At 44.7% G+C, this 22,662-nt stretch carries 20 protein-coding genes, 2 tRNA genes and 2 pseudogenes; 7 read left to right on the top strand and 17 right to left on the bottom strand.

Translation table 11 applies throughout. From position 1 onward, the window contains the following. The first annotated feature begins 71 nt into the window (after nucleotides 1-71). From MADE_RS06690 to MADE_RS06680, 3 genes are read left to right on the top strand one after another with little or no spacing between them, the layout of a single operon-like run. Complete coding sequence (locus MADE_RS06690; RefSeq protein WP_041912851.1) at nucleotides 72-1,316, top strand: hypothetical protein; 1,245 nt, start codon at nucleotides 72-74, stop codon at nucleotides 1,314-1,316. Nucleotides 1,317-1,325: 9 nt separating this feature from the next. Continuing rightward, complete coding sequence (locus MADE_RS06685) at nucleotides 1,326-1,769, top strand: type 2 periplasmic-binding domain-containing protein (RefSeq protein ID WP_015066712.1); 444 nt, start codon at nucleotides 1,326-1,328, stop codon at nucleotides 1,767-1,769. Continuing rightward, nucleotides 1,762-3,357 carry a sensor domain-containing diguanylate cyclase gene (locus tag MADE_RS06680; protein ID WP_023559591.1) on the top strand — a complete coding sequence of 532 codons (1,596 nt, stop codon included), beginning with the start codon at nucleotides 1,762-1,764 and terminating at the stop codon, nucleotides 3,355-3,357. Before MADE_RS06685 ends, MADE_RS06680 begins: the two co-directional genes overlap by 8 nt. Before the next feature lie 151 nt (nucleotides 3,358-3,508). On the opposite strand, the gene MADE_RS06675 is transcribed toward MADE_RS06680, so the two are convergent. After that, a complete protein-coding gene (locus MADE_RS06675) occupies nucleotides 3,509-4,075 on the bottom strand; it encodes a cytochrome b (protein WP_015066710.1) in 567 nt (188 codons plus the stop codon). 352 nt (nucleotides 4,076-4,427) lie between these two features. Continuing rightward, nucleotides 4,428-4,619: a Rossmann-fold NAD(P)-binding domain-containing protein gene (locus MADE_RS06670; RefSeq protein WP_015066709.1), complete on the bottom strand. Its 192-nt coding sequence runs from the start codon at nucleotides 4,617-4,619 to the stop codon at nucleotides 4,428-4,430. Nucleotides 4,620-5,059: 440 nt separating this feature from the next. On the opposite strand from MADE_RS06670, the gene asd reads away from it, so the two are divergent. Next, nucleotides 5,060-6,184 (top strand): aspartate-semialdehyde dehydrogenase, encoded by a 1,125-nt coding sequence (gene asd, locus MADE_RS06665; protein ID WP_020743195.1) that lies wholly within the window; start codon nucleotides 5,060-5,062, stop codon nucleotides 6,182-6,184. A 135-nt stretch (nucleotides 6,185-6,319) separates the two neighbouring features. On the opposite strand, the gene MADE_RS06660 is transcribed toward asd, so the two are convergent. Beyond that, the gene (locus MADE_RS06660) at nucleotides 6,320-6,679 is read right to left on the bottom strand and encodes a VOC family protein (protein WP_015066707.1); all 360 of its coding nucleotides are present in this window, start codon (nucleotides 6,677-6,679) and stop codon (nucleotides 6,320-6,322) included. Between the two features lie 100 nt (nucleotides 6,680-6,779). On the opposite strand from MADE_RS06660, the gene MADE_RS06655 reads away from it, so the two are divergent. Continuing rightward, on the top strand, nucleotides 6,780-9,323 hold the full coding sequence (locus tag MADE_RS06655) for an ATP-binding protein (protein ID WP_023559589.1): 2,544 nt from the start codon (nucleotides 6,780-6,782) through the stop codon (nucleotides 9,321-9,323). Nucleotides 9,324-9,332: 9 nt separating this feature from the next. Here MADE_RS06655 and MADE_RS06650 read toward each other — a convergent pair whose 3' ends face one another. Continuing rightward, entirely contained in the window at nucleotides 9,333-10,463 is a 1,131-nt protein-coding gene (locus MADE_RS06650) for an OprO/OprP family phosphate-selective porin (protein WP_015066705.1), read from the bottom strand. Between the two features lie 203 nt (nucleotides 10,464-10,666). Then, nucleotides 10,667-11,686 carry a 2-dehydropantoate 2-reductase gene (locus MADE_RS06645; RefSeq protein ID WP_015066704.1) on the bottom strand — a complete coding sequence of 340 codons (1,020 nt, stop codon included), beginning with the start codon at nucleotides 11,684-11,686 and terminating at the stop codon, nucleotides 10,667-10,669. A 363-nt stretch (nucleotides 11,687-12,049) separates the two neighbouring features. Between MADE_RS06645 and MADE_RS06640 the strand changes: the two genes are divergently transcribed. Both MADE_RS06640 and MADE_RS06635 read left to right on the top strand, forming a co-directional pair. Continuing rightward, on the top strand, nucleotides 12,050-13,186 hold the full coding sequence (locus MADE_RS06640) for a patatin-like phospholipase family protein (protein ID WP_023559588.1): 1,137 nt from the start codon (nucleotides 12,050-12,052) through the stop codon (nucleotides 13,184-13,186). A 191-nt stretch (nucleotides 13,187-13,377) separates the two neighbouring features. Further along, nucleotides 13,378-13,812, top strand: a complete 435-nt coding sequence (locus MADE_RS06635; protein WP_015066702.1) for a hypothetical protein — start codon at nucleotides 13,378-13,380, stop codon at nucleotides 13,810-13,812. A 110-nt stretch (nucleotides 13,813-13,922) separates the two neighbouring features. Here the strand turns inward: MADE_RS06635 and MADE_RS06630 are convergent. The 12 genes and pseudogenes from MADE_RS06630 to ruvA form a co-directional block, all read right to left on the bottom strand. After that, nucleotides 13,923-14,013, bottom strand: a tRNA-Ser gene (locus MADE_RS06630). Between the two features lie 121 nt (nucleotides 14,014-14,134). Continuing rightward, the gene (nadA, locus tag MADE_RS06625; protein WP_015066697.1) at nucleotides 14,135-15,190 is read right to left on the bottom strand and encodes a quinolinate synthase NadA; all 1,056 of its coding nucleotides are present in this window, start codon (nucleotides 15,188-15,190) and stop codon (nucleotides 14,135-14,137) included. 242 nt (nucleotides 15,191-15,432) lie between these two features. Continuing rightward, nucleotides 15,433-15,508 (bottom strand) — tRNA-Lys (locus MADE_RS06620). 44 nt (nucleotides 15,509-15,552) lie between these two features. After that, nucleotides 15,553-16,062: pseudogene (locus MADE_RS19980) on the bottom strand (YbgF trimerization domain-containing protein); the annotation flags it as partial. Then, nucleotides 16,062-16,627, bottom strand: a pseudogene (pal, locus tag MADE_RS06615) (peptidoglycan-associated lipoprotein Pal). The pseudogenes MADE_RS19980 and pal, both read right to left, overlap by 1 nt. A gap of 40 nt (nucleotides 16,628-16,667) precedes the next feature. Further along, on the bottom strand, nucleotides 16,668-18,023 hold the full coding sequence (gene tolB / locus MADE_RS06610; RefSeq protein ID WP_015066693.1) for a Tol-Pal system beta propeller repeat protein TolB: 1,356 nt from the start codon (nucleotides 18,021-18,023) through the stop codon (nucleotides 16,668-16,670). A 4-nt stretch (nucleotides 18,024-18,027) separates the two neighbouring features. Further along, entirely contained in the window at nucleotides 18,028-18,909 is an 882-nt protein-coding gene (tolA, locus tag MADE_RS06605; protein ID WP_023559587.1) for a cell envelope integrity protein TolA, read from the bottom strand. A 7-nt stretch (nucleotides 18,910-18,916) separates the two neighbouring features. Continuing rightward, nucleotides 18,917-19,336 (bottom strand): protein TolR, encoded by a 420-nt coding sequence (tolR, locus tag MADE_RS06600; protein ID WP_020743189.1) that lies wholly within the window; start codon nucleotides 19,334-19,336, stop codon nucleotides 18,917-18,919. Between the two features lie 29 nt (nucleotides 19,337-19,365). Then, complete coding sequence (gene tolQ, locus MADE_RS06595) at nucleotides 19,366-20,055, bottom strand: protein TolQ (RefSeq protein WP_015066690.1); 690 nt, start codon at nucleotides 20,053-20,055, stop codon at nucleotides 19,366-19,368. Then, nucleotides 20,045-20,443, bottom strand: a complete 399-nt coding sequence (ybgC, locus tag MADE_RS06590; protein WP_023559585.1) for a tol-pal system-associated acyl-CoA thioesterase — start codon at nucleotides 20,441-20,443, stop codon at nucleotides 20,045-20,047. The genes tolQ and ybgC overlap by 11 nt, the downstream gene beginning before the upstream one ends. Nucleotides 20,444-20,962: 519 nt before the next feature. Beyond that, entirely contained in the window at nucleotides 20,963-21,967 is a 1,005-nt protein-coding gene (gene ruvB / locus MADE_RS06585) for a Holliday junction branch migration DNA helicase RuvB (RefSeq protein ID WP_020745632.1), read from the bottom strand. 68 nt (nucleotides 21,968-22,035) lie between these two features. Then, nucleotides 22,036-22,656, bottom strand: a complete 621-nt coding sequence (gene ruvA / locus MADE_RS06580) for a Holliday junction branch migration protein RuvA (RefSeq protein ID WP_023559581.1) — start codon at nucleotides 22,654-22,656, stop codon at nucleotides 22,036-22,038. Nucleotides 22,657-22,662 lie beyond the last annotated feature (6 nt).

The following is a 22,662-nucleotide window of genomic DNA, read 5'->3' as shown; positions in this document are numbered from 1 at the left end:
AAATAGCTAAAATTCTTACAAAGATAAAATTGTTAGCGATAGTAGGAACAACCATTAAACTGGGAAAAAAGATGATAAATAAGCCGTTCACTTTCATTGCGGCCGCAGTAAGTATACTGGTAGCGCAATGCGTTTTAGCAGATCAAGAAAAGCTGAAAGTTAGCGGATTTGGTACCCTAGCATCTGCCACTGCCGATACCCGAATTTACCAGTTTCGCAACGACCGTTCACAAGCAGAATATGCAAAAAAAGACGGCTTTGCGTTTAAACCACTAAGTTTAATCGGCGTACAGCTCGATTACAGCGTTTCAGATGACCTAGATTTCGTAGGGCAATTTGTTTATCGAGAGCAAGATGAGCAGAACATAGACTCTATCACCCAAATGGCTTTTTTACGCTACGGCATCACCCCATCCTGGCAGGTAAGAGCGGGAAGGCTAGCAGCGGATATCTTCCATTTCAGTGACACCAGAGACGTTTCCATTGCCTACCCTTGGGTAAAAGTCCCGACTGAAGTTTACGGTATTGTTCCAGCGCGAAGTTTTGATGGGGCTGATATTAGCTATTTAAGACGTTATCGCGATTTCAATCTCTCCGTTAAAGGTTTTTGGGGTGAAGGAGAAAGCGACTTTTCTAGCAATGCATTCGAGCCAATTGTATTTAGAGATCTGCGCTCTCTTGGAATAGAGTTAACGGCATTTGATTGGAGTGTGGCGCTAAAACACACGCGGACTGAAGCTGAGAATGATAATTTTGACATAGCACAAGTAAGGTCAGCGGTAGCATTATTACAACCCTTCTGGAGCGGCGCGAGCGATTTTGCAAATTCGGTGCAGTTACGCAACGCCACCATCCAATATACCTCACTTTATGCCAATCACTATTTGGGTGACTGGGAGGTGTCTGGCGAGCTGTCTCATATTGACTCGGAGTCTATAGCGCTAAGGCCCTCTTTTAATGGCTTTCTAAATGTTAGTTATCTTTATGGTGCGCACACCTTTTACGGCCTCTTTTCATTCGCAAAAACAGACACCTATTTCCTAAGCGAAGAGCAGCCTAATTTCCCTATCATCCCCGCTACTGCTGAACTAGCCATATTTGTTGAAGAGGTAGCAAGCTCACTGGCTCACAATCAACAAACCATATCGGTTGGCTGGCGCTGGGACTTACGCGAGAATTTAGCGTTCAAAGCCCAAGTCGAACGAACGGATATAGATGCACGGGGGACGGGTCTTAGAGCCAGAAATGGGCTCGTTGTTGATGATGAAGAAGGCATAGCGCACACCCTCTTCCTTGCTTTAAGCTTTAGCTTTTAAGGGGGCATCATGAAATTTTTTAGCCGCTCCCCCTTGATCGTTACAGTAGTGCTTTTATTTACTAGCTTTTCTTGTGCAGCACAGGTATCAGACACAATTGTGGTTGTTACTAATCAAAAGAATGACGTGCAGATATTAGATAAAAAAGGCTTAATTGACCTTTTTATGGGCAAGTATTCAGCGTTTCCTAACGGGAAGCAAGCAACCCCCATTGATGTTGAATTAGATGCAAAGCTAAAAGCTCAATTTTACCAAGCATTAGTTGGGTTACCGCTGGCCCGTGTTAACGCCTATTGGTCTAGATTAAAGTTTTCCGGGCGAGTGAAACCTCCTGCAGTTGAGCAGACACTAGATGATGTTAGACAGCGACTTGAAGCTGATGAGTCGGCCCTAGCCTATGTTTATGAGTCGTCTGTTACCGACAAAATGAAGGTAGTATATCGTTTTGATTAATGTTCAGGGTTTAGGCTTTCGTTTCGCACTTTTTTTGGTGATTGCTGCGATGCTAGTGGTGCTGACCACCGCAGAGTTTTTTTATCGCGCCACCTACAAACATGAAATTAGTGAAGCGAACCAAGATATCAAAGAGCTTTACCGAACTGTTGGTGCAACCGCATCGATAGCGGCTTTCTTAGAAGATGAAGACCTGGCTAAAGAGGCGATTAATGGTTTAGTTAAGAGTGATAAAATTTTAGCGGCCTCTATTAAAAGTGACGCCCTTTATTATCAATTCAACGTAACAGAGGCAATTAACTTAAATTCTGAGCCTCGGGTATTTTTAGTACGGCATCCGTTTATACCTGAAGAAACATTAGCGGAAGTAAACATATACCCAAACTTTGATCATATTATCCGCCAAGCTGAGACAATCAGTACCGACAATAGCTATTCGCTATACGTGGAAGCACTTGTCGTAGGTATTGTTGCGTTAATTATCGCCTACTACATCATAATTTTACCTATGCTCCGCGTTAGCCGCTCCTTGCACGAAATTACCCCCGGCACAACACAGCGCATTGCTGTGCCAGATTATCACGCCCGCAGTGAGATAGGCGTATTAGTCGATGATACCAACCAGCTATTAAGCAAAGTGGAGGAGCAGTTCTCTCAAGAGCGGCAGCTAAGAGAAGAAATCGAATTTTTGGAAAAACGCTTTAGGATGCTGTTCGAAAATGCCAAAACTGCAACCGTTTTAATGACGGAAAACGGGGTTATCGAGCTTAGAAACCAGGCATTCAATGACTTGGTAGAAAAGGTTGGCCTTGGAATTAAGCAAGGCTATGGCGAACTACTCGAAGAGTTATTTGAAAACGCAACGTTGATGAAAGCCTCACTCAAAGAGGCCTTTGCACGAAATGAATTCGCTACCGGCGAGTATAAACTCGTATCTGCGGTTAGCGATAACGTCACGTGGGTGCAATTAATCGCAAGCCCGCTGCTGACCGACGAAGGCGAGCGTTACTACCAGCTTACGTTAAATGACATTTCAAGCCGAAAACAAGAGCTTCAAAAACTAGCGCTGCAAGCGGACTTCGATGCTTTAACTGGCATTTATAACCGAAATGGTGGTGAAAAGCTTATTGCTAAGTTGATGAGAAAAGAGCATCACTTTGCGTTAGCGCTTATAGACTTAAACGGGTTTAAAGCGGTTAATGACATTTACGGCCACGACGCAGGCGATGAAGTACTTATTTTCGTTGCTGAACAGTTGAAAGAAAATATACGCAAAAATGACGTAGCAATACGATGGGGTGGCGATGAGTTTGTTCTGTTACTTCAAGCGGAAGATGAGACGTCAGTGCAAAAAGTCATAGAAAAGGTGAACAACGGGGTAAAGCAGCCCTTCTACTTTAATAATGATACCAAGCCTACCGTAATTTCTATGAGCGTGGGCGTTGCTTTCTACCCGCAAACAAGTAGTAACACCCATGCGCTCATAAAACTGGCGGATATTGCTATGTATAAAGCGAAACAAAATAAGATAGCGGCTCCAGAGGACTACCTTATCTTTGCTCATTCAGAAAAACCAAAAGCCGAGTAGATTCAACTCGGCTCTCAGTATTAGCGCATACATAAATGTGCATTAATGCTTTGGGATTTTAGGTTATTGAGTGCTTGGCGTCTAATAGGCCACAGCTGTTCCATCGTCTTGATGCTACAAAGCTTCAACCCAAGTTACACCAACATAGCGCCTACTCGCTAATCGTTTTACCTAACATACGTTTAAGCGTACCATCTTTATCAACAAGATGGTGCTTTAATGCGCCAGCAATGTGTAGCAATAAAGCGACAATCACGGTATAACCTAAGTAAAAGTGGATAGCTGCGCCCGCTTTTGAAAGCTCATAATTTATGGGTAGTGTTTTTTCTGGGTCATCAACACTAAAGTTAGGAGCAAATACCTCTACACCGAAAACAGATAAACCATGACCACCCAATACAGAAGCCATTAGCCCCGAAATTGGCATTAGGAGCGTTGATAAAATCAGTACCCAGTGCACGACGGTAGCAAGCTTGTGCTCTAAGGGTTTGTAGTTCGCCGCAGCGGATGGCCAGCCGTTTTTCATACGCCAAACCACGCGGGCTAACGCTACGAACAACAGTAAGAAGCCTATGGCTTTATGCCAAGGATAAAGCGTGTATACACCGTTTTCCGCCATATAAATGCCCGTTGCGAGCATTCCAATAATGGTTAGTCCAACTAACCAATGTAAAAATACAGTTGTGGTAGCAAATTTCGTGTGACTATCGTACTGCATGCTTTCCTCACTTTAACAATATTTGTTAAGAACTACGTTTTCCGTAAAGCGTATCTCAACAAGTGCTGATTCCCCCACACATTGTGAGGGAAACGGTAAAAGTTAAAAGCAATTTTCAGGCCGTTTATATAATAAAGTTCGCAAATACTAGAAATGAGACGGCTATCCAACATTTTATTCTTTTCTATCAAAAATAGAATTGATGAGAGCCGATATTAATGCGCAGAAATGATCGCCTCCATCTCTTCGATAAGCTTAGTTACGTGTGCGGGGTCATTCGCGAAGAGACTGTAACTGAGCAAAAGTATTGTGATCGTTATCAAAATATTCACCAGAAACTTCAGCAAAGCGTTCAGAATAAATGTTTATATTTTGCTTTCACCTCAACAGCAAGTTGCTTTACGTCATCAAACAATGAAAGGTCTGCTTGAACAGCGGCAAATGTACTTCCTGGGTATTGGGCTTCTAGCGCGCCTTTAATGTTGTCTAGCTTCGCTTTACTCCTGCCGTGAAGAATAATGTTGTGACCTTCTTTACCCAACATCTTCACGGTTTCTAACCCTATTCCATCTGTCGCGCCCGTTATTAATACTGTGTTCGAAACATGGCATGTTGCTCATATACATCAACAGCCTTTTCATTAGGTTACCAATCAAGCTTCCCTGCGATAATAGTGACTTTAGTTAAAGCAGCTTCAATCAAATCTATATAATACTTACTTTCAATTGCACCGTTTTCAACATGCTTATATCGCCAACAGATTATTTATAAAAAACCATCTAGCCAGCGCGATAAATAACACTTAGACTGCGGGGACAAAAATAAAAACGACAGGTATTACGCCCTCTATTGGTAGCGGCGTTCGCCATTGTTTGGGTGCTGAGCAATTAAAAGTCATTACCATGCTTAACCTGGTGAAGCTGGCTTAATAAGCACGCAAACAATGAGGTACTTTTCAATTTAGTAACAAGGGTTCTCAATTTAATGTCACAACAAAAAGTAGGTTTAGTGGGCTGGCGCGGTATGGTTGGCTCAGTATTAATGCAGCGCATGCAAGAAGAGCAAGATTTCGCGCACATTGAGCCCACCTTTTTCACTACCTCTCAAAAGGGTATTGCAGCACCAAATTTTGCTGGCAAAGATGCAGGTGTTTTAGAAGATGCGCATGATATCGAGGCGCTCTCTAAACAAGATATTATTATTACTTGCCAAGGCGGCGACTATACCAAAGCGGTTTACGACGACTTGCGGGCATCAGGCTGGAAGGGCTACTGGATTGACGCTGCATCAGCACTACGCATGAAAGACGATGCAGTCATTGTACTAGACCCAGTGAACCGCAAAGAAATTGATAGTGGCATTGAAAAGGGCATTCGCACTTATGTAGGCGGTAACTGTACCGTGTCACTTATGCTATTGGCACTAGGCGGCTTATTTGAGCAAGACTTGGTTGAGTGGGCATCGCCAATGACCTACCAAGCGGCGTCGGGCTCTGGTGCTAAACACATGCGTGAATTAATTAGTCAAATGGGGGCCATTCACGCTAATGTAAAAGACAAAGTGGAAGATCCGGCTACCGCTATATTGGATATCGATCAACAAGTATCTGAATTTATTCGAAGCGCAGAATACCCAAGCGAGCAGTTCGGTGTACCACTTGCCGGAAGCTTAATTCCGTATATCGATTCTCAGCTTCCTTCAGGCCAAAGCCGTGAAGAATGGAAAGCCCAAGCAGAAGCCAATAAAATTTTAGGTATCCAAGGCAGTGAAGTACCTATTGATGGTATTTGCGTGCGTGTAGGTGCTATGCGCTGTCACAGCCAGGCAATTACGCTTAAGCTAAAGAAAGACTTACCCGTTAGCGAGATTGAAAGCATTCTTGCAAAGCACAACGATTGGGTAAAAGTTATTCCTGATGACCGTGATGCTACCATGCGGGAACTTACGCCAGCGAAAGTTACCGGTACCCTGTCTATTCCAGTAGGCCGTATTCGTAAGCTCAACATGGGGCCAGAATATATTTCTGCGTTCACCGTGGGCGACCAGCTGTTATGGGGCGCTGCTGAGCCACTTCGCAGGATGTTGCGCATTGTGCTTGAGCAAAACTAGTCGCTAGTTTTCTATTTATTAAAAATTAAAACGCCTTGCGCCGTGAATTGAACACAAGCAAGGCGTTTTTGTTGATGACGTTGGACCTTTAGTGGCGTAAGACAGATTCCTGTAAACTAAGCTACGTCGATGAGTCTATTTCGCCGACTCAGACCAAACAGCAAGCTCATTGCCGCCGGGCTCGACAAAGTGAAAGCGACAACCATCAGGGAAATCAAACAGCGGCTTAGTAATTGTACCGCCCGCATTTTCAACATTATGCTGTGCGTCAGAAATATTAGGGGCATACAGCACGAGCAAAGGCGCCCCGCTTTCCGCTTGCGTCACTTGCTCAGCAGCAAAAATCCCACCATCCAAACCAGCATTGCTAAACGCACTGTAATCACGACCATAATCGGTAAAGCACCAACCGAACGCGGACGTAAAAAACGTTTTAGATGCGGCTAAATTTAATGAAGCAAACTCTACGTAGTTAAGTTTAGTGCTCTCATTCATTTTCTCTTCTCCTTGAAGTGATTTCTTACCTTCAAGTAGTTTAGACTTATTGATTAAGTTATAAACTATCTTAATCGTTTAGTATTGATAGTCTTCTGGCATGGGGGCGCCTAACTTTGAACCGTTTTTTCATACGACATTTTTATGCGTTTTTGCATTAGGTTTGGGTGCATTTCATGTTCACGCATCAATAGCTGACCGAGTCAACGAAATCAGGCTGCAAGTAGAAACAACGTCGCCTATGCCGATAGGCGCTGCAATTGATGAATTAGAAACGCTTTTATTATCTGATACGTTAAAAGTAGACGAGAAAAGAGCGGTCGCCGCCTTATATGTTCGCTATCAACTGTTAATACATCAGCGACCGGATGAGAATGTTTTACGCGAACTACAAGGTTTAGAAAATAACTCCAGAGACGGGCTCATAATCTCAGCAGGAATAGCGAGAATGTATGGCATAAGTGCAAACTATACCGAAGCTTACAACCGTTTTGACGCTATAATTTCTGCCCCCTCCATACCTGCTGACGTTAAAGCCTACACCTTAATTTATCAGATTCTTACTTACAGTGAAGGGCAGGTTTTCGCTCCCAATGCAGAGCTTATTAACGCCGTCAATGACTTGCTTATCACCCACGATCTTTCTCGCCTAAGGCCCCTCTACGATTCTATCGTGGCTGATTACTATCAGTCAGTTAGCGCTTTCGACCTTGCCTTGCACTTTTATGAGAAATCCCTTAAAGGCGCACAAGCGGCCAATCAGCGTATTTTAGAAAGCGACAATCTTTATGCTATTGGTATTTTATACCGAAATTTAGGTAACTACGACAAAGCCATTATCTACCTCGAGCGCGCCGTTGAACACGATAAAGAAATAGATATTAATTACTCAGAATTTCTAGCCATCTATGGGATAGCAACGACATATTATCGTGCTGGAGATTTAAAGTCTGCGATAGCGCTTTCTGAAAAAGTACTTACCCATCCCCTTTCTTCATCTTTTTACAATAGTGAAATCTATCGCTTAAAAGCCGAGGCCCACCTCACTTTAGGTGAGTTAGATGAGGCCCATCAATCGCTAGAACTTGCACGCCAGCTTTACGATGAAAATAGGGAAGATGAACAAACCACGTGGCGCGCGCAGTTAGAAAAAACCGCCGCTTATATCACCGCAGCGAGAGGCAACTATAAATTAGCGTTCGAACAGTTTGAGGTATTTCACGAAGCATATTTACAAGCAAAGAAGTACGAGGATTTAGAACTTATTGAAAGCGCTAACCTGGTTCAACAAATTACCCAAGAGAAAGAACGGGCTAATTTACTCGAAAATGAAAATAAGGCATTCGAAGAAGCCTTACTCCTGAAAAACGAAGCGCAGAGAACTCAAAGACTTTTTTCAACACTCTTGACCATCTTAGTTGCTTTGACAATGGTCACCATTGTCATCATTTTAATACTTTTAAGAAAATCAAAACAGGCAAACGCGCTTTACTTATCGGCCAAAGAAAAGGCCGAGCAACACAGCCGTTTAAAGTCGGAATTCATTTCTAATATCAGCCATGAAATCCGTACACCTTTAAACGCCATTATCGGCTTTGGACAAACGGTAGATAAGCGCTCTTCTGATTTGCAAACAAAAACGCTTACACGAAAAATTGTCACCGCATCAGAAATGCTGCTGCAGCTTATCAACGACCTGCTAGACTTTTCAAAAATAGAGGCCGGTAAATTAACCCTAGCCATTAGACCTCACGATATAAAATCGAGCATTCACACGTTAAGAGATATTTTTTCAGACCAAGCGCAGCGCAAAGGTTTACATCTCGAACTCAATATTGACGAAAACCTTAGCAGTGAATTGATGTTCGATGAGCTTAGGTTTAAGCAAATAATGGCTAACTTAATTAGCAATGCTATTAAGTTTTCTCAAGAAGGCTCCGTACAAATTGGAATCGCTTTAATTGAAGTATGTGATAGCCACTATGCTCTTCATTGCTGGGTAAAAGATAATGGCATAGGCATCTCTAAAGAGAACCAAGCAAAGCTATTCAAGCCTTTTACACAGGCGGAAAGTTCTATTGCTAGAAAATACGGAGGAACGGGGTTAGGCCTTAATATTACCAATAACTTACTTAAATTAATGGGCTCCTCTTTATCGGTTGAAAGCGAAGTAAATAAGGGAACAACGTTTTCGTTTGATATAACCTTCGCTATTGCCTCTGACGTTGAGCATGTCGCTTCAACGGACTCGTCTGACAAATTGCCATGCACGCTGGCGGGGAAACGTGTTTTGCTCGCAGAAGATAACGACATCAACGTAGAAGTGATCAAAGCTTTGTTAGAAGAATTCAGCCTAGACTTGCATCATGTCTCTAACGGACAGGAGGCAATAAATGCTGTAGCCAATAACCAATTCGACTTAGTCTTAATGGATGTTCAAATGCCTGAAGTCGATGGGTTAAGTGCAACACGGCATATCCGGCAAACGCTAAAGATGCATACTCCCAGTATTGCGTTAACTGCAAATGCAATGCAGCACGATATCGACGAGTGTCTGGCCGCCGGCATGAATGCTCATGTTGGTAAGCCCGTTGACAAAGCCCACTTAGTAGACACTTTACGTCGATACCTCACCGCTGGCTAATACACGAGGCTAAAAGCTCACGTCCCACTGCAACGAATAAATAGTGCTATCGCCAACTTCACTACCAAGTTGCTCAAGCGAGACGCGACTTGCCTGTGCGGTTAATTTATTTTTATGGCCGTTAAAAAACCAATTCAACGCTACGGTTTTTTCATAGAAGCTTTGGTCTTCTTCGCTGGTATTAGGCGAATAGGTAGCAAAGCGCGCTGCAATTTCTAAAGGCTTTGGCCACCAGCTTATTGATGCATTTAAAAAGTAGCCTGCTTGAATATAGTATCCACGCAACGTTGTTTCGATATTATCATTAGCCACATCAACAATGTTTTTCTCGTGGTATTCCGCTTGGGCACTAAAGCCTTTGTAAAAGTAAGCGCCGTCAATCACAAATTGTCGAATATCGTACTGCCCTTCAACCTCACCTTCATCAAAGTTGGTCAAATTACCTGCTCCAGATGAAGAGAAACGCGTGAATTGACTTTTAAACTTAGCCCCTGCGATAGCTATCGCGGCTTTCGGAGTAGATGAACGTGCAATGTCACTATTCTTAAAACCGACTTCTTTACCTAAAAAATTCCACTGCAGACGACCCGAATACATGGCCTCACCATCATGATTACTATAGTCACCACGACCTGAACCATTAAACATACCTGCCCAGTAATTGAAATTAGCAGCACCGCCGTTATCGATATGACCGTAAATAGAAGCGCCCATTTGTCTGTCTAGCGTGAATATCCTATTGATTATCGAGCGGTCCATCATTTGTTGACCTCCGCTACTTACGCTTCGTTCTCTTGAGTATTCGACTTTCCATTGACCAAGCTTTGCGCTTAGCGAGTCATACTTTTCAAACGCCACTGTGGCATTCAATGTTCTTTGATCGGCGGCGTCATATTCGATACTGTAAGTGAACCAAGGTTTGCCGATATGGCCGTCTACCTTAATACGCGCTCGGTTAACACCGAATTGATTTCCACCAACGTGGTCGAAATCACTGGGCTGCGTAGGTTGACCAGCCCCTGGATTGGCGTAGCGAAACTGGATACGCCCGCGAACGCGTAAAGAAAACTGCTGGTTGTCACTTTTATAGCTAAGGCCATTGCCTGTATACGCCGAAGGTACAACATCTGAGATTGCCAACTCTTCAGAGGCTACACCTTTAATCGGTAGACACCACGTGAAGAAAAGCCCTAAAAAAAGAGATAATGAAAATTGAGATTTGAAACGCAAAACATACTGAGAATACGGAAATTTGCGCGCAGGATATAGATTTTAGTATAAGATTCAAGAGCGCTGACACAAAAATGACATAAAAATGTAATATTTAATGTTGAACCGCTAGTTTATTGGCCTAAAAGCGCGTTAGCCGCTAAGTGGGGGCTTCCCGATTTGGCGTGCTCTGACTGTTTTACCAAAGATACTATATGGCGATTAACAGGAGTAGGAATCTTAGTTTTCTCCCCTAGCCTCACAATTTCACCATTCAGATAATCCACTTCAGTTCGTCTTCCTAGCAGTAAATCCTCATACATGGATGAGCGAGCTTCGGGGTCTATCTTGAGCGTCGATGCCGCTACAATGTTGAATAGAAAATTGGGCAGTTTCATGATTGTCGGCATTAGTTGAGGGATGACCTTTCCGGTTCTTGCAGGGGTAATGCCTTCAGCGTTAAGTACCTCTAACGCTTCACTTAGTACCTGTGCCATAACCCGCCGGTATTGCCTGTCGCCTAATTGTTTTTTCAAGGGGACGCCCGATAAGGCATTCACCGCGTTATTCAAATTCATAATAAGCTTGCCATATTGCACGGCGACAATATCCTCATAAACCGTTACCGGCAACGATGCGTTTTCTAAACCACTAATTAGCGGTTTGCACAGCCCTTGCGGATCTTCGAGTGCCAAGTTTCCTTCCGTACCGCAATGAAAGTGCCCCTGCCCTTTGTAGAACACATTGAAAGGAACCATGCCTGCAATAACCTCCTGCGATAGATACTTTCGAAGCCGGCTTGGGTTAGAAACTCCGTTTTGCAAGCTAATAACAATCGCACTTGGTTTGGCCCACTGCTTGATCATTTTTGCAGCATGGGCGGTATCTTGGCTTTTTACGCACAGTAAAATGTAGTCAGCGTCTTCTAGGCTTTTATTATCCAAAGCGAAAGTGACGTGTTCAGGGTTTACAATTTGCTTGCGCCCTTGCCAGTCAGTCACTTTAATTCCGTTCTTGGCAATATCTTGCTGTAACCGTTCACGCCCGATAAGCGTTATGCTATTGACGTAACTAGGTACAGCGCCCGACGACAGCAGGCATCCAGCAACATAACAGCCAATACTGCCTGCCCCTAACACAGTTACCTTTGTCATCTTCACTTCCTATAGTCGTCTTTTGTCAAAATAATACGCGCTTTACTGAACCCGCTATGCCTAAGTGCATTTCACTAAGTGCTAATACCTGGATGACACTCGCATCTCATCGAGCTTTTGATAAATTTAGATCACGCTTATGGGATTAGCATGTTGTCTTAGGCCCTCGCGCTAGCTATCACGTAACGTAGCGCGAAGCTGATCATAATGTAAACAAAAAAGCCACAAAAAAAATAACAAAAACGCATTCAAATCAGTTATTTCCTATCACACCGATTCGTTCTTTCAATTTTAATAGTCAGGTTGATCTCTCTACAATTAGACCGAGTAGTCAATTAACATATGGTCAAATAGAGGCTTACCATGTTCGGTCAACAACCTGCATCTACCTATACTCGTAACGCTATAGACACTGCAAGTGGCAAAGTTGCCCTGGTAGCGGAAGGTGGCGGCCAACGGGGAATTTTTACGGCAGGGGTACTTGATGCATGGCTAGACGCTGGCCACGACCCTTTCGATATTTTAATTGGCACGTCGGCAGGTTCGCAAAACTTAACAAGCTTTGTAGCCCGTCAGAAGGGCTATGCCAAGCGACTTATTCGAGGATTAACGCGACACAAGCGGTTTTTCCAGATGGGGCGCGGCTTAGTGGGCAAGCACATTGTCGATTTAGACTGGTACTTTCAAAAAACCCAAGAAGCAAATCGTTTGCTTGACCTAGATACGGCAAAAAGTAATGTGGCCAACAGAGAAATTCTATTTACAGCAACTAATGCGCGAGATAGAAAAGCCTACTTTTTGAACCCGATGAAAAGTCAAAATAACTGGGTTGACCTAATCAAAGCGTCAAGTGCTTTACCATTACTTTATAAGCAAGGCGTACCGCTGCATACCGAAATCGAAGCGAAGAAAGCAGCTAACACCGATTTTTACTTAGACGGCGGCCTAGCTGCACCTTTGCCAGTTACCGAAGCCTACCAACGAGGGGCGACTAAAATTGTCGTGATTCGTACGGTAGATGAAGGGTTTCAAGCACAGTCGCCATGGCTACAAAAAATAAGCGCGGTTATGTGCGCAACGGGGACATGCCCGAAGACCATTGATTACCTTCTGCAGCATGAGCACGCCTATCAAAAAGAGTTGGCGTTTATTGAAAATCCACCAGAGGGTGTAGAAGTCATTCAAATTTTTGCACCTAAGAAACTGCAAAGCAAACTTCTTGGCAGCAGTGATGCACAGCTTCGCCACGACTATAAACTTGGCCAGTACGCCGGTGCGGCTTTCTTAGAAGCAGAGGGTAAGGCACAAACGCATTACGAAAGCGTAGCGGCATTTACAAAAGCAAAACTAGCAAAAGAAGCAAACGAGGACAGTATTCGTATTGCAGCAAGGCTTAACAATACGCTAAGTGAAAACGTTCAGGCGAAGCGCTCTGCTTTCACACTGTCCCTACCTGCTCAGGCAAAGGCAGACAAAAACGAAAGCAGAATGTCTGCCTAGCACAATAGCTACCCGCTAAATGTAAGTAGAGTGCTGTAAAAATACAACAAGCACTTAATGGCTATCAAGCGTTAAACCATTAAGTGCCGAAAACGTAATGCATTGATAGTTAAAGCAAAAAAATCAGCCACCTTGACAGCAAATAGAAAAGTATTTATAAAACGCCTTTTCACTATTTCATCAAGTAAAAAATGTCAGAATTATCAACACCTGTAAAACAAACTGAAGCGCACAAACTTATTGAAGGTCTATTGAAATCTAGCGATCCAACTGCTGAGCTAGATAAGATTTCACAAGAGTACAACATTGCGAATTGGGGCCAATCGAACGCGGTTTCAGCAGACCTTTATGACGCAGTACGTGACCTACTTGGCAAAGGCGTAGTAACAGGCAACGACCTTGTTGCAGGTAAAGACACGATGGACCCGATTGTTCATAAGGTACAAGCGGAAACAGAAACGCTTATCGCTAACCCTAGCGAAGCAGACGCTGACCGTGTTCAAACCTTCGTACTTGGTTTCTTACGTACTTTCGTAAGCCAACTACTTCACCCAGGTACAAAGAAAGCGATTTACGCGAAAAAGCTTCCTGACCTAATCAAAGTACATCAGCAAGTTGCGAAGTAACTTATTTACAGCGCTATTATTACCAAAAGAAACTCACTTCACGTGAGTTTCTTTTTTTTGCCCTGCGAAGCTGGCACAAAAAAACCGGCGTAAAGCCGGTTCTTTGTATTTGGCGGAGAGAGAGGGATTCGAACCCTCGATACGCTATAAACGTATACACACTTTCCAGGCGTGCGCCTTCAGCCACTCAGCCATCTCTCCAAATTTTGTATCAAGAAAGTTTCGACTACGAAAATCCTTGAGCGCGCGTATAGTAGGTAAAGCCGCGCGCTTAATCAAGAACTTGCTGGAAATTATTCAACAAGTGCTTATAAAACGTGCGCTAAAGGCCACCTTTTGCTTTTAACTCGGCCGAGAAGTTAAGCATGCGATCAAGGGGAATCAATGCACCTTTACGCAACGCATCATCGACGAATATTTCATGGCCATCACTTTCGCCCGTTAAAGACGCCTTAATCGCTTCTAAGCCGTTCATTGCCATCCAAGGACAGTGAGCACAGCTTTTACACGTAGCGCCGTTACCACCCGTTGGAGCCTCTATAAACGTCTTCTCTGGGGTCAGTTGTTGCATCTTATAAAAGATGCCCTTGTCGGTGGCAACAATAAAGGTATCGTTATCCATGGTTTGCGACGCTTTAATCAACTGACTGGTCGAGCCAACCGCATCGGCCATATCTACCACGCTGGCTGGTGATTCTGGGTGAACCAGTACGGCCGCGTTTGGATACAAGGCTTTCATATCAGCAAGCTTCTGCGCAGAGAACTCATCGTGAACGATACACTCGCCCTGCCACATTAACATGTCGGCACCGGTTTGTTTTGCAATGTACGAGCCTAGGTGTCTGTCAGGACCCCAAATGATCTTCTTGCCCTGGCTGTCTAAGTGCTCAACAATTTCCAAGGCTATGCTTGACGTTACTACCCAATCAGCGCGCGCTTTTACCGCCGCCGACGTATTCGCGTAAACCACAACAGTGTGATCAGGGTGTTGATCACAGAACTCACTGAACTCTTTTACCGGGCAACCAATATCAAGGGAACAGGTCGCTTCAAGGGTAGGCATTAGCACGGTTTTTTCAGGGCTAAGAATTTTTGCTGTTTCGCCCATAAAGCGAACGCCAGCAACAATTAATGTTTGCTCTTCTACATCTCTACCAAAGCGGGCCATTTCCAACGAGTCAGCTACGCAGCCGCCAGTCTCTTCAGCGAGTGCTTGAATTTCATGATCGGTGTAATAGTGCGCCACAAGCACAGCGTTACGGGCCTTTAGCAAGGCTTTAATCTCTGCCTTTAACTCAGCTTTGCGTGCTTCTGATAATGGCTGTGGTTTTGCTGGGAACGGGTACTCTACCTGATCCACTCGAAATGCTACTGACATTAACCTACATCTCTGTTGCGACAAGGGTGCGGATTATACCCAACTGTCATAAAAATTACACACTACCTAATCAACATTAGCGTAATTAAATAGTCATATTTGTGCTTACCTGTTCTACTACATGGGGTTGCGTAAACCAGATCAAAGACCAATGAGATGAATTGCAGTACTTAATTAGAAAGCTTTAAAGATAGAAAAGAAACTGATAAGTGATGTGTTGTGAGTGCTTGTTTGAGACTTGATGGTGGGTCGTGCTGGATTCGAACCAGCGACCAATTGATTAAAAGTCAACTGCTCTACCAACTGAGCTAACGACCCATCAAGTGACACATAGATAAGTTTAGCAATTTCAAATGATNNATGAAAGATTGAAACGCAGGAATGGCTTTATCGTACTCACGCGACTTAAGGATCAGATTCACCGCATTTTCATAGGCTTCATCTTCACCCGCTTGAGGCGCTTGCGTAGGCGTAGGTGCGGCTGGAGAGCTCACAGAGCCCGAATCTACCCCCGCGCTAGGCATTGCACTACCTTGTAGTGCCCCGCTTTGCTTGAGTGCTTCTACGCGCTTATCTATTTCCAGATAAAGCTCACGCTGACGCTCTAGAACTTTTTGAAGCTCGTTAGTGTTCACTTCTACCGCACCACGCAGCTGGTCAACTTCCATTTGCATGTTGTCGAGCTGACTTTGCAGTCGATGCTGCATTTCAGTACGGCTTTTTACAATACGCTCAAGCACTACAATGCGCTGCTCTAATTCACTGCCGCCGTTGGCGTCTACCACAGGTGCTTGCGCAAATGCGGTAGAAACAGCAAGGGCGGCACTTAACGTGACGCCCATTTTTAATGTCTTATTCGCTAGAAAAGTCATTAGCGGTATACAACCACTCCGCGACGGTTTTGAGCAATGCGTACTCAGTAGAACCCATCACTGCTGGTTTTTCTTCACCGTATGAAACTACTGTTACTTGGCTGCTGCTTACGCCAGCATTAAGTAGGTAAGTTTCAACAGACTGTGCACGACGCTCGCCAAGCGCGATGTTGTACTCTGGCGTACCACGGCTGTCAGTATGACCTTCAATGGTTACCTTCATGCTTGGGTTTTTCACCAAGAACGTCGCGTGCTTGTCTAGAATACGCTGGAACTCTGGCTTGATGCTTGCGCGGTCAAAGTCAAAGTAAACGGTTTGTTCGTTTTTCAGCGCTTCCATTTCTTGCTGAACCATTTCTTCTTGACGCTGCATGCGCTGAGCCGCTTCTGCTTTAACGCGTTGCGCTTCTGCTTCGCGCGCTTCTGCTTCAGCTGCTGCCTGTTCTTGTGCTAGGCGATTACGCTCTGCTGCCAACTCTTCTTCGCTAGGGCCTGAAGAACATGCCATCATTGTCACTACTGGCAATGCGATAATGAAGCTCTTCATCACTTTATTCATTTGCATCCTACTAATCCTTAAATTTTATTGTTTAGTCGTTAAATTGTTAGAACAAAAATGGTGACCAACTTGGCGATTTAACTTGCCCATTGGCTGCTGGTAACCTAGCTTTAAAACGCCCATCAAGAGAAACCAACGACAACACTTGGGTGCCCTCATGAAGGGTGCTGTATATAATCATGCTTCCGTTCGGCGCTACGCTAGGCGATTCATCTAAGTACGTCCGTGTCAGTACTTGTGGTGAACCTCCATCCAAAGACTGCTTAGCAATATGATAGTTCCCATTAGTTTGGTTAACCATAATCATTTGCTTACCGTCTGGGGATAGCGTGCCGCCAAGGTTCTGTTCCCCGACAAAGGTAACTCGCCTTACTTTCCCAGAATTTAAATTTACGCTATATATCTGGGGTTTACCACCCCGTTCCGAGCTAAATATTAAACCGCTGCCATCGGGTAGCCATGCAGGCTCCGTGTCAATCGCTCTATTGCGTGTAATTCGACGAAGGTTTTTCGTCGCTAAGTCCATCACATAGAGTTCAGGGTTTCCATCTTTCGATAAAACCATAGCAAGTTGCTTGCCATCTGGCGAGAATGTAGGGCTACTGTTTATTCCTGGAAAGTCAGTAATGCGCGTACGTTCACTGGTGTATATATCCTGGATGAAAATTTGCGGTCTGCGGTTCTCAAAGCTCACGTAGGCCAGCTTCTCACCATCTGGCGACCACACTGGCGACATGAGCGGCTCAGGCGAAGACAACAGACGGGTTTCGTTTTCACCATCATAGTCGGCAATCACTAATTGATACGGCTTTTCTACCGTATCGCGGTCGCGAACAATAACGTACGCTATTTTGGTAAGAAACGCGCCACGCACGCCAGTAAGCTTTTCGTACACTATGTCGCTAATTCGGTGCGCATACTGGCGAAAATCGCGACCGTTAATCACGGCTTGGCGGGCAGCAAGAACATGGTTGTTACTTGATACTAGGCTTCCGTTTTTAAGCACTTTGGCTTGGCCGTTGTCTACTTGGCCTTTAAGCACATCAATTAGTTCGTAAGATACAAGGAAACGATCGCCGCCCTGAGGTTCGATACTACCTACTAATACTGTATCTACACCTAGTGTCGCCCACGCGGTGTAAGACACTTGCTCTGCGGTTTCAGGAAACTGTGGCATCTTGTCGACAGATACCGGGTTAAACTTCCCGCTTCGCATTAAATCGGCCATCACCACTTTTGAAATATCGCCGGGCATACTGCCCTGCCCTTTCCATTTAAATGGCACAACACCGATGGGGCGAGCACTATCAACGCCCTCGGTTATCACAATTTCTAAGGATGCAGACACGTTGGCACTAAATGCCATCGTAATAAGCGCTATCCATAAACCTAGTTTTTTCATACCACTATAGTTCCACTTTTAAAGTAATGTCTTTTAACTGCTCGTAAACGTCTGGCGCATCTGACACAGGTAGCTTTTCTGCACGGCGTACGGCACTTTCGGCCGCTCTGCACAACGCATCGTTACCGCCAAGCACACGAATGCTAGTTACAAACCCCGTTGTCGCTAACCGAATATTCAAGCGACAGGTTTTACCTTTATAGCTGTCGTCAGAATACAGATTGCGTTTAATGGTTTGCTGAATAAGCGCCGTATAGCGTTCTACTTCAGTCAGTACCTGTTTTCGCCTGCGTTCTTGCTGAGCCGCTTGCTCTTGTGCTAGCTGCTCTTGCATGATCCTTTCCATTTCAGCACGTTCGGCCGCTTCTTTCTTCTTACGTTCAGCCTCAGCTTTGGCTTTAGCCTCCCGCTCTTTGCGCGCTTGTTCCTTTTGCGCGGCAAGGCGCTCTAACTCTTTTTGCCTCTTCGCTTCGGCGGCCTTAGCTTCTCGCTTTTCGCGAGCACGCTTGGCTGCTAGCTGTTGTTGACGTTTCTTCTCAGCAGCCGCTTGTGCTTTCCTTTGCTTCTCTCGCTCTTCGGCCCGCGCCTGCGCTTCGGCTTGTGCTTGGGCCTTTTTCTGGTCGGCTATCGCTTGCGCATCAATAAAGGTAGCCTCTATAACAGGTGCATTAGAAGGCGCATTAGGGAGCGGTTCCGGCGAGAAACTGACGCTAATAAGCAACACTGCAGCAATAATTGCATGCAGTCCTAACGACTTATACAAACCAAGTTGCTCAGGGGTTATTTTACTTGCTTTGTTACCTTTGTGTTTCACCCCCGCGCTCCCGTCATCTTTTGAAGACGCCTTTTTAGTCTCAGTGCTGTTCGACACTTCTGGTTTGGTCATATCTATATTACTCAACGGGATCGGTCATTAACCCTACCGAAGGCACGCCCGCTTGCTGTAACAATACCATTAACTGTATTACTTCGTTGTACGCCACTTGCCCATCGCCTTTCACTACCACCGGCGTGTTCGGCTCTTTAGTGAGTTGAGCCTTAACAATTGCACCTAGTTCATCTTGGCTTATGGGCGATTCTTGGTCGTCTCCCACGTTCAGGAAATAGCGACCTTTCACATCGACCGAGGCAATAATAGGTGGGTTATCTTCCTGTTCAATAGGGTTAGCGCTCGCCTTAGGCAAATCAACTTTTACCCCTTGAGAAATAAGCGGCGCCGTTACCATAAAGATGATAAGCAGCACCAACATAACGTCGATGTAAGGTACTACATTTATCTCTGATACCGGTCTGCGGCGTTTTCTTACATACATAACAAGTCCTCCGTTTGGAATGTAAACGCTTAGGCTTGTTGTTGTGCTTGCGCAGCAACCGCTTGGCGGTGAAGAATCGCTGAGAACTCTTCCATAAAGTTGCCATAGCTATTTTCTAGCTTTTCAACTTGGTGACTAAAGCGGTTGTAAGCAATAACCGCTGGAATCGCAGCAAATAAACCTATTGCGGTTGCAATCAATGCCTCTGCAATACCTGGTGCTACCATAGCTAATGTGGCTTGTTGTACTTCACCTAGCGCTATGAACGCGTTCATGATGCCCCACACCGTTCCAAACAACCCGATATATGGACTAATAGAACCAGCAGTAGCCAAAAACGGGAGGCGGCTTTCTAGTTCTTCAACCTGACGAGACATAGAAACACGCATAGCACGGTATGTTCCATCTACAATACCGTTGGTGGCAGTATTTGATTTGCGAAGACGAACAAACTCTTTAAAGCCAGAACAGAAAATACTCCCCATTCCAGTTAGGTTGTTTCGTGCTGATAATTCTTGATAAAGGCGGTTGAGATCCGCGCCTGACCAAAACTTGTCTTCAAACTGACGCATCTCGTTACGTGCAGCTGAGAGCGCCTTGCTGCGTTGAAAGATAAATGTCCATGAGGCTACAGACACGCTTAATAGTAAAAGCATAACCAATTGAACAATAAAGCTCGCTTGTAAAAACAAGCCAATAAAAGTGAGATCAGATGACACGCGAAATTTCCCCTAACAAAGTACGTGGTAATCTTTTCGGCTTCATAACAGCCAAATCGACGCAGGCAACCTTAATATCTCCAGATACCAATGTAACGCCTTGTTCATTTTTAATAATTTGTTGAAACGTCATACTAGCGCCTTTCAATTCTACAACGCGAGTTTCAATACTCAACAGCTGATTAAACCGTGCTGGCGCATAGTTATGCATTTCAACGTGTTTGACGACGAAAGCGATGGATTGTTCCATTAGTGTATCCTGCTCGTACCCGAGCCCGCGAAGCCACTCAGTTCGGGCTCGCTCCATAAACTTAAGGTAATTCGCATAATACACAATACCGCCTGCGTCGGTATCTTCGTAATACACTCTTACCTGATGTAAATGCATAACTATTCCTTCACCTTAAAATTAAATAATCCAAACGGAGGGTAAACCAACTATTTTGCGCGATAAAATGCAGAACAAAACAGAGCCACACCCCTATCAAAGCTTACCCTTAATCAAAAGTATACCAATATTAAACACGCAATTAACACATTAGTTTTTCTAATGAAAAACAACAATTTTACTCAATTGTGCTTTTTTCTGTGCTCCCTATAATGCACAGCATCAGTCGTACAGAGCGTGATGGTGCTTAGCACGGTCATGCAAGAGTTTTTCTCCTGTTAGACATGAGTTCCCTGGATTTATTTCCTTCAACACTTGTTGTTTTAGCCCGCTCACTTGAGCGGGCTTTTTTTTGCTCAGCATTCGTTAAAGAGAACTTCGCTTGCGCTTAACTCTCGATATTCACATCAGTAAACATTCAAAAACAACGCAACCTGAGCAAGGCCATACCAAAAAAAGCCCAGCAATCCAGCTAGGCTTAAAAGATGAACGTCTTCACGTTTAATCTGGGATTAGAAGCTATTCAGACGGTGTGAAACCAAAATGAAGATAGGCGCGCTGAGACACTATGCGACCGCGCGGTGTGCGCTGAAGAAACCCTTGCTGAATAAGGAAAGGTTCTATCACGTCTTCAATCGTTTCTTTTTCTTCACCAATGGCTGCCGCTAAATTATCTAAGCCTACTGGACCCCCATCGAATTTCTCGATAATAGCACTAAGCAATTTGCGGTCCATGTAATCAAATCCTTCTTTGTCTACATCAAGCATGTCTAAGGCTTTTGCTGCAGTTTCAGCGCCCACGGTACCGTCAGATTTTATTTCGGCATAGTCGCGAACACGGCGCAGTAAACGGTTGGCAATACGTGGGGTACCCCGTGAACGACGAGCAACTTCTTGCGCCCCCTCCTCGTTCATTTCTAAGTTTAGATAACTTGCACTTCTTGCAACAATGCTGGTGAGGTCTTTAACATTGTAAAACTCTAAGCGTTGCACAATACCGAAACGGTCGCGCAATGGCGACGTTAACGAGCCTGCGCGCGTGGTTGCCCCCACCAAAGTAAAAGGCGGCAAATCTAATTTAATAGAACGGGCCGCCGGTCCTTCGCCTATCATGATATCAAGCTGATAGTCTTCCATAGCCGGATAGAGTATTTCCTCTACTACCGGGCTTAAACGGTGTATTTCATCAATAAACAATACATCGTTACGTTCGAGGTTGGTAAGCAGCGCTGCAAGGTCGCCCGCTTTTTCGAGCACAGGGCCAGAAGTGGTTTTAATATTCACGCCCATTTCATTAGCTACAATGTTAGCAAGCGTGGTTTTACCTAGGCCCGGCGGTCCAAAGATAAGCAAATGATCGAGGGCATCGTCGCGATTGCGCGCAGCCTGAATAAATATTTCCATTTGCTCACAAACATGAGGCTGGCCCGTGTAGTCTTCCAACATCTTAGGGCGAATGGCGCGATCGATAACTTCATCTTCGGTACTGGCTTCAGGCGTAATCAGTCTGTCGGCTTCAATCATGATAGTTCTACTTTAAACGGTAATTCGAAAGTGACCTTTCTCGATATAGCCACCTTCACTGTGCGCCATTAAATGGCCGCTTTTAGCGCTTCGCGAATAAGGGCTTCGCTTTCCATGCCCTCGCTATAAACGCTTTCAACTAACTTACTTGCCTGCGCGGGCTTATAACCTAACGCGATAAGTGCGCTTTGCGCTTCCTCCCGCGCGTCGTTAACTTCAACAATAGTGTTTGGCGATAACAAGTCGCCACTCGGAGGCGGGACAGCAATACTCTGCGCTTTGCCAAACTTAGCTAATCGGTCTTTAAGTTCTACCACTAAACGCTCGGCCGTTTTCTTACCTATGCCGGGTAAACTCGCCAGCGCAGATACATCTTCGTTTTGCACGCTTGCCAAGAACTGACCTGCCGACATGCCGGATAAAATAGCCAAACCAAGTTTTGGACCAACACCGTTTGCTTTGATTAGCTCGCGAAATAAACCTCGCTCCATTTTGTCGGCAAAGCCAAACAGCAGTTGGGCGTCTTCGCGAACCACAAAGTGCGTGTATACCACGACTTCTTCACCCACTGCTGGAAGCTGATAAAAGCTCGTCATAGGCATGTGAATTTCGTAGCCAACACCGGCCACATCTACAAGAATTTCTGGTGGCTGTTTTTCAGCCAACGTACCGCGAATTCGTCCTATCATGAATTA

The organism is Alteromonas mediterranea DE, from assembly GCF_000020585.3.
Lineage (GTDB): Bacteria > Pseudomonadota > Gammaproteobacteria > Enterobacterales > Alteromonadaceae > Alteromonas > Alteromonas mediterranea.
Note: the sequence above shows the minus strand (reverse complement) of the source record. Positions and strands in the feature narration are given on the sequence as shown.

What these genes read in the sequence shown, in the direction of transcription:
- MADE_RS06690 (WP_041912851.1), top strand. Translation starts at nt 72, where the DNA reads ATGATAAATAAGCCGTTCACTTTCATTGCGGCCGCAGTAAGTATACTG.
- MADE_RS06685 (WP_015066712.1), top strand. Translation starts at nt 1,326, where the DNA reads ATGAAATTTTTTAGCCGCTCCCCCTTGATCGTTACAGTAGTGCTTTTA.
- MADE_RS06675 (WP_015066710.1), bottom strand. Translation starts at nt 4,075, where the DNA reads ATGCAGTACGATAGTCACACGAAATTTGCTACCACAACTGTATTTTTA.
- MADE_RS06670 (WP_015066709.1), bottom strand. Translation starts at nt 4,619, where the DNA reads ATGTTGGGTAAAGAAGGTCACAACATTATTCTTCACGGCAGGAGTAAA.
- asd (WP_020743195.1), top strand. Translation starts at nt 5,060, where the DNA reads ATGTCACAACAAAAAGTAGGTTTAGTGGGCTGGCGCGGTATGGTTGGC.
- MADE_RS06660 (WP_015066707.1), bottom strand. Translation starts at nt 6,679, where the DNA reads ATGAATGAGAGCACTAAACTTAACTACGTAGAGTTTGCTTCATTAAAT.
- MADE_RS06655 (WP_023559589.1), top strand. Translation starts at nt 6,780, where the DNA reads ATGGGGGCGCCTAACTTTGAACCGTTTTTTCATACGACATTTTTATGC.
- MADE_RS06645 (WP_015066704.1), bottom strand. Translation starts at nt 11,686, where the DNA reads ATGACAAAGGTAACTGTGTTAGGGGCAGGCAGTATTGGCTGTTATGTT.
- MADE_RS06640 (WP_023559588.1), top strand. Translation starts at nt 12,050, where the DNA reads ATGTTCGGTCAACAACCTGCATCTACCTATACTCGTAACGCTATAGAC.
- MADE_RS06635 (WP_015066702.1), top strand. Translation starts at nt 13,378, where the DNA reads ATGTCAGAATTATCAACACCTGTAAAACAAACTGAAGCGCACAAACTT.
- nadA (WP_015066697.1), bottom strand. Translation starts at nt 15,190, where the DNA reads ATGTCAGTAGCATTTCGAGTGGATCAGGTAGAGTACCCGTTCCCAGCA.
- tolB (WP_015066693.1), bottom strand. Translation starts at nt 18,023, where the DNA reads ATGAAAAAACTAGGTTTATGGATAGCGCTTATTACGATGGCATTTAGT.
- tolA (WP_023559587.1), bottom strand. Translation starts at nt 18,909, where the DNA reads ATGACCAAACCAGAAGTGTCGAACAGCACTGAGACTAAAAAGGCGTCT.
- tolR (WP_020743189.1), bottom strand. Translation starts at nt 19,336, where the DNA reads ATGTATGTAAGAAAACGCCGCAGACCGGTATCAGAGATAAATGTAGTA.
- ybgC (WP_023559585.1), bottom strand. Translation starts at nt 20,443, where the DNA reads ATGCATTTACATCAGGTAAGAGTGTATTACGAAGATACCGACGCAGGC.
- ruvB (WP_020745632.1), bottom strand. Translation starts at nt 21,967, where the DNA reads ATGATTGAAGCCGACAGACTGATTACGCCTGAAGCCAGTACCGAAGAT.
- ruvA (WP_023559581.1), bottom strand. Translation starts at nt 22,656, where the DNA reads ATGATAGGACGAATTCGCGGTACGTTGGCTGAAAAACAGCCACCAGAA.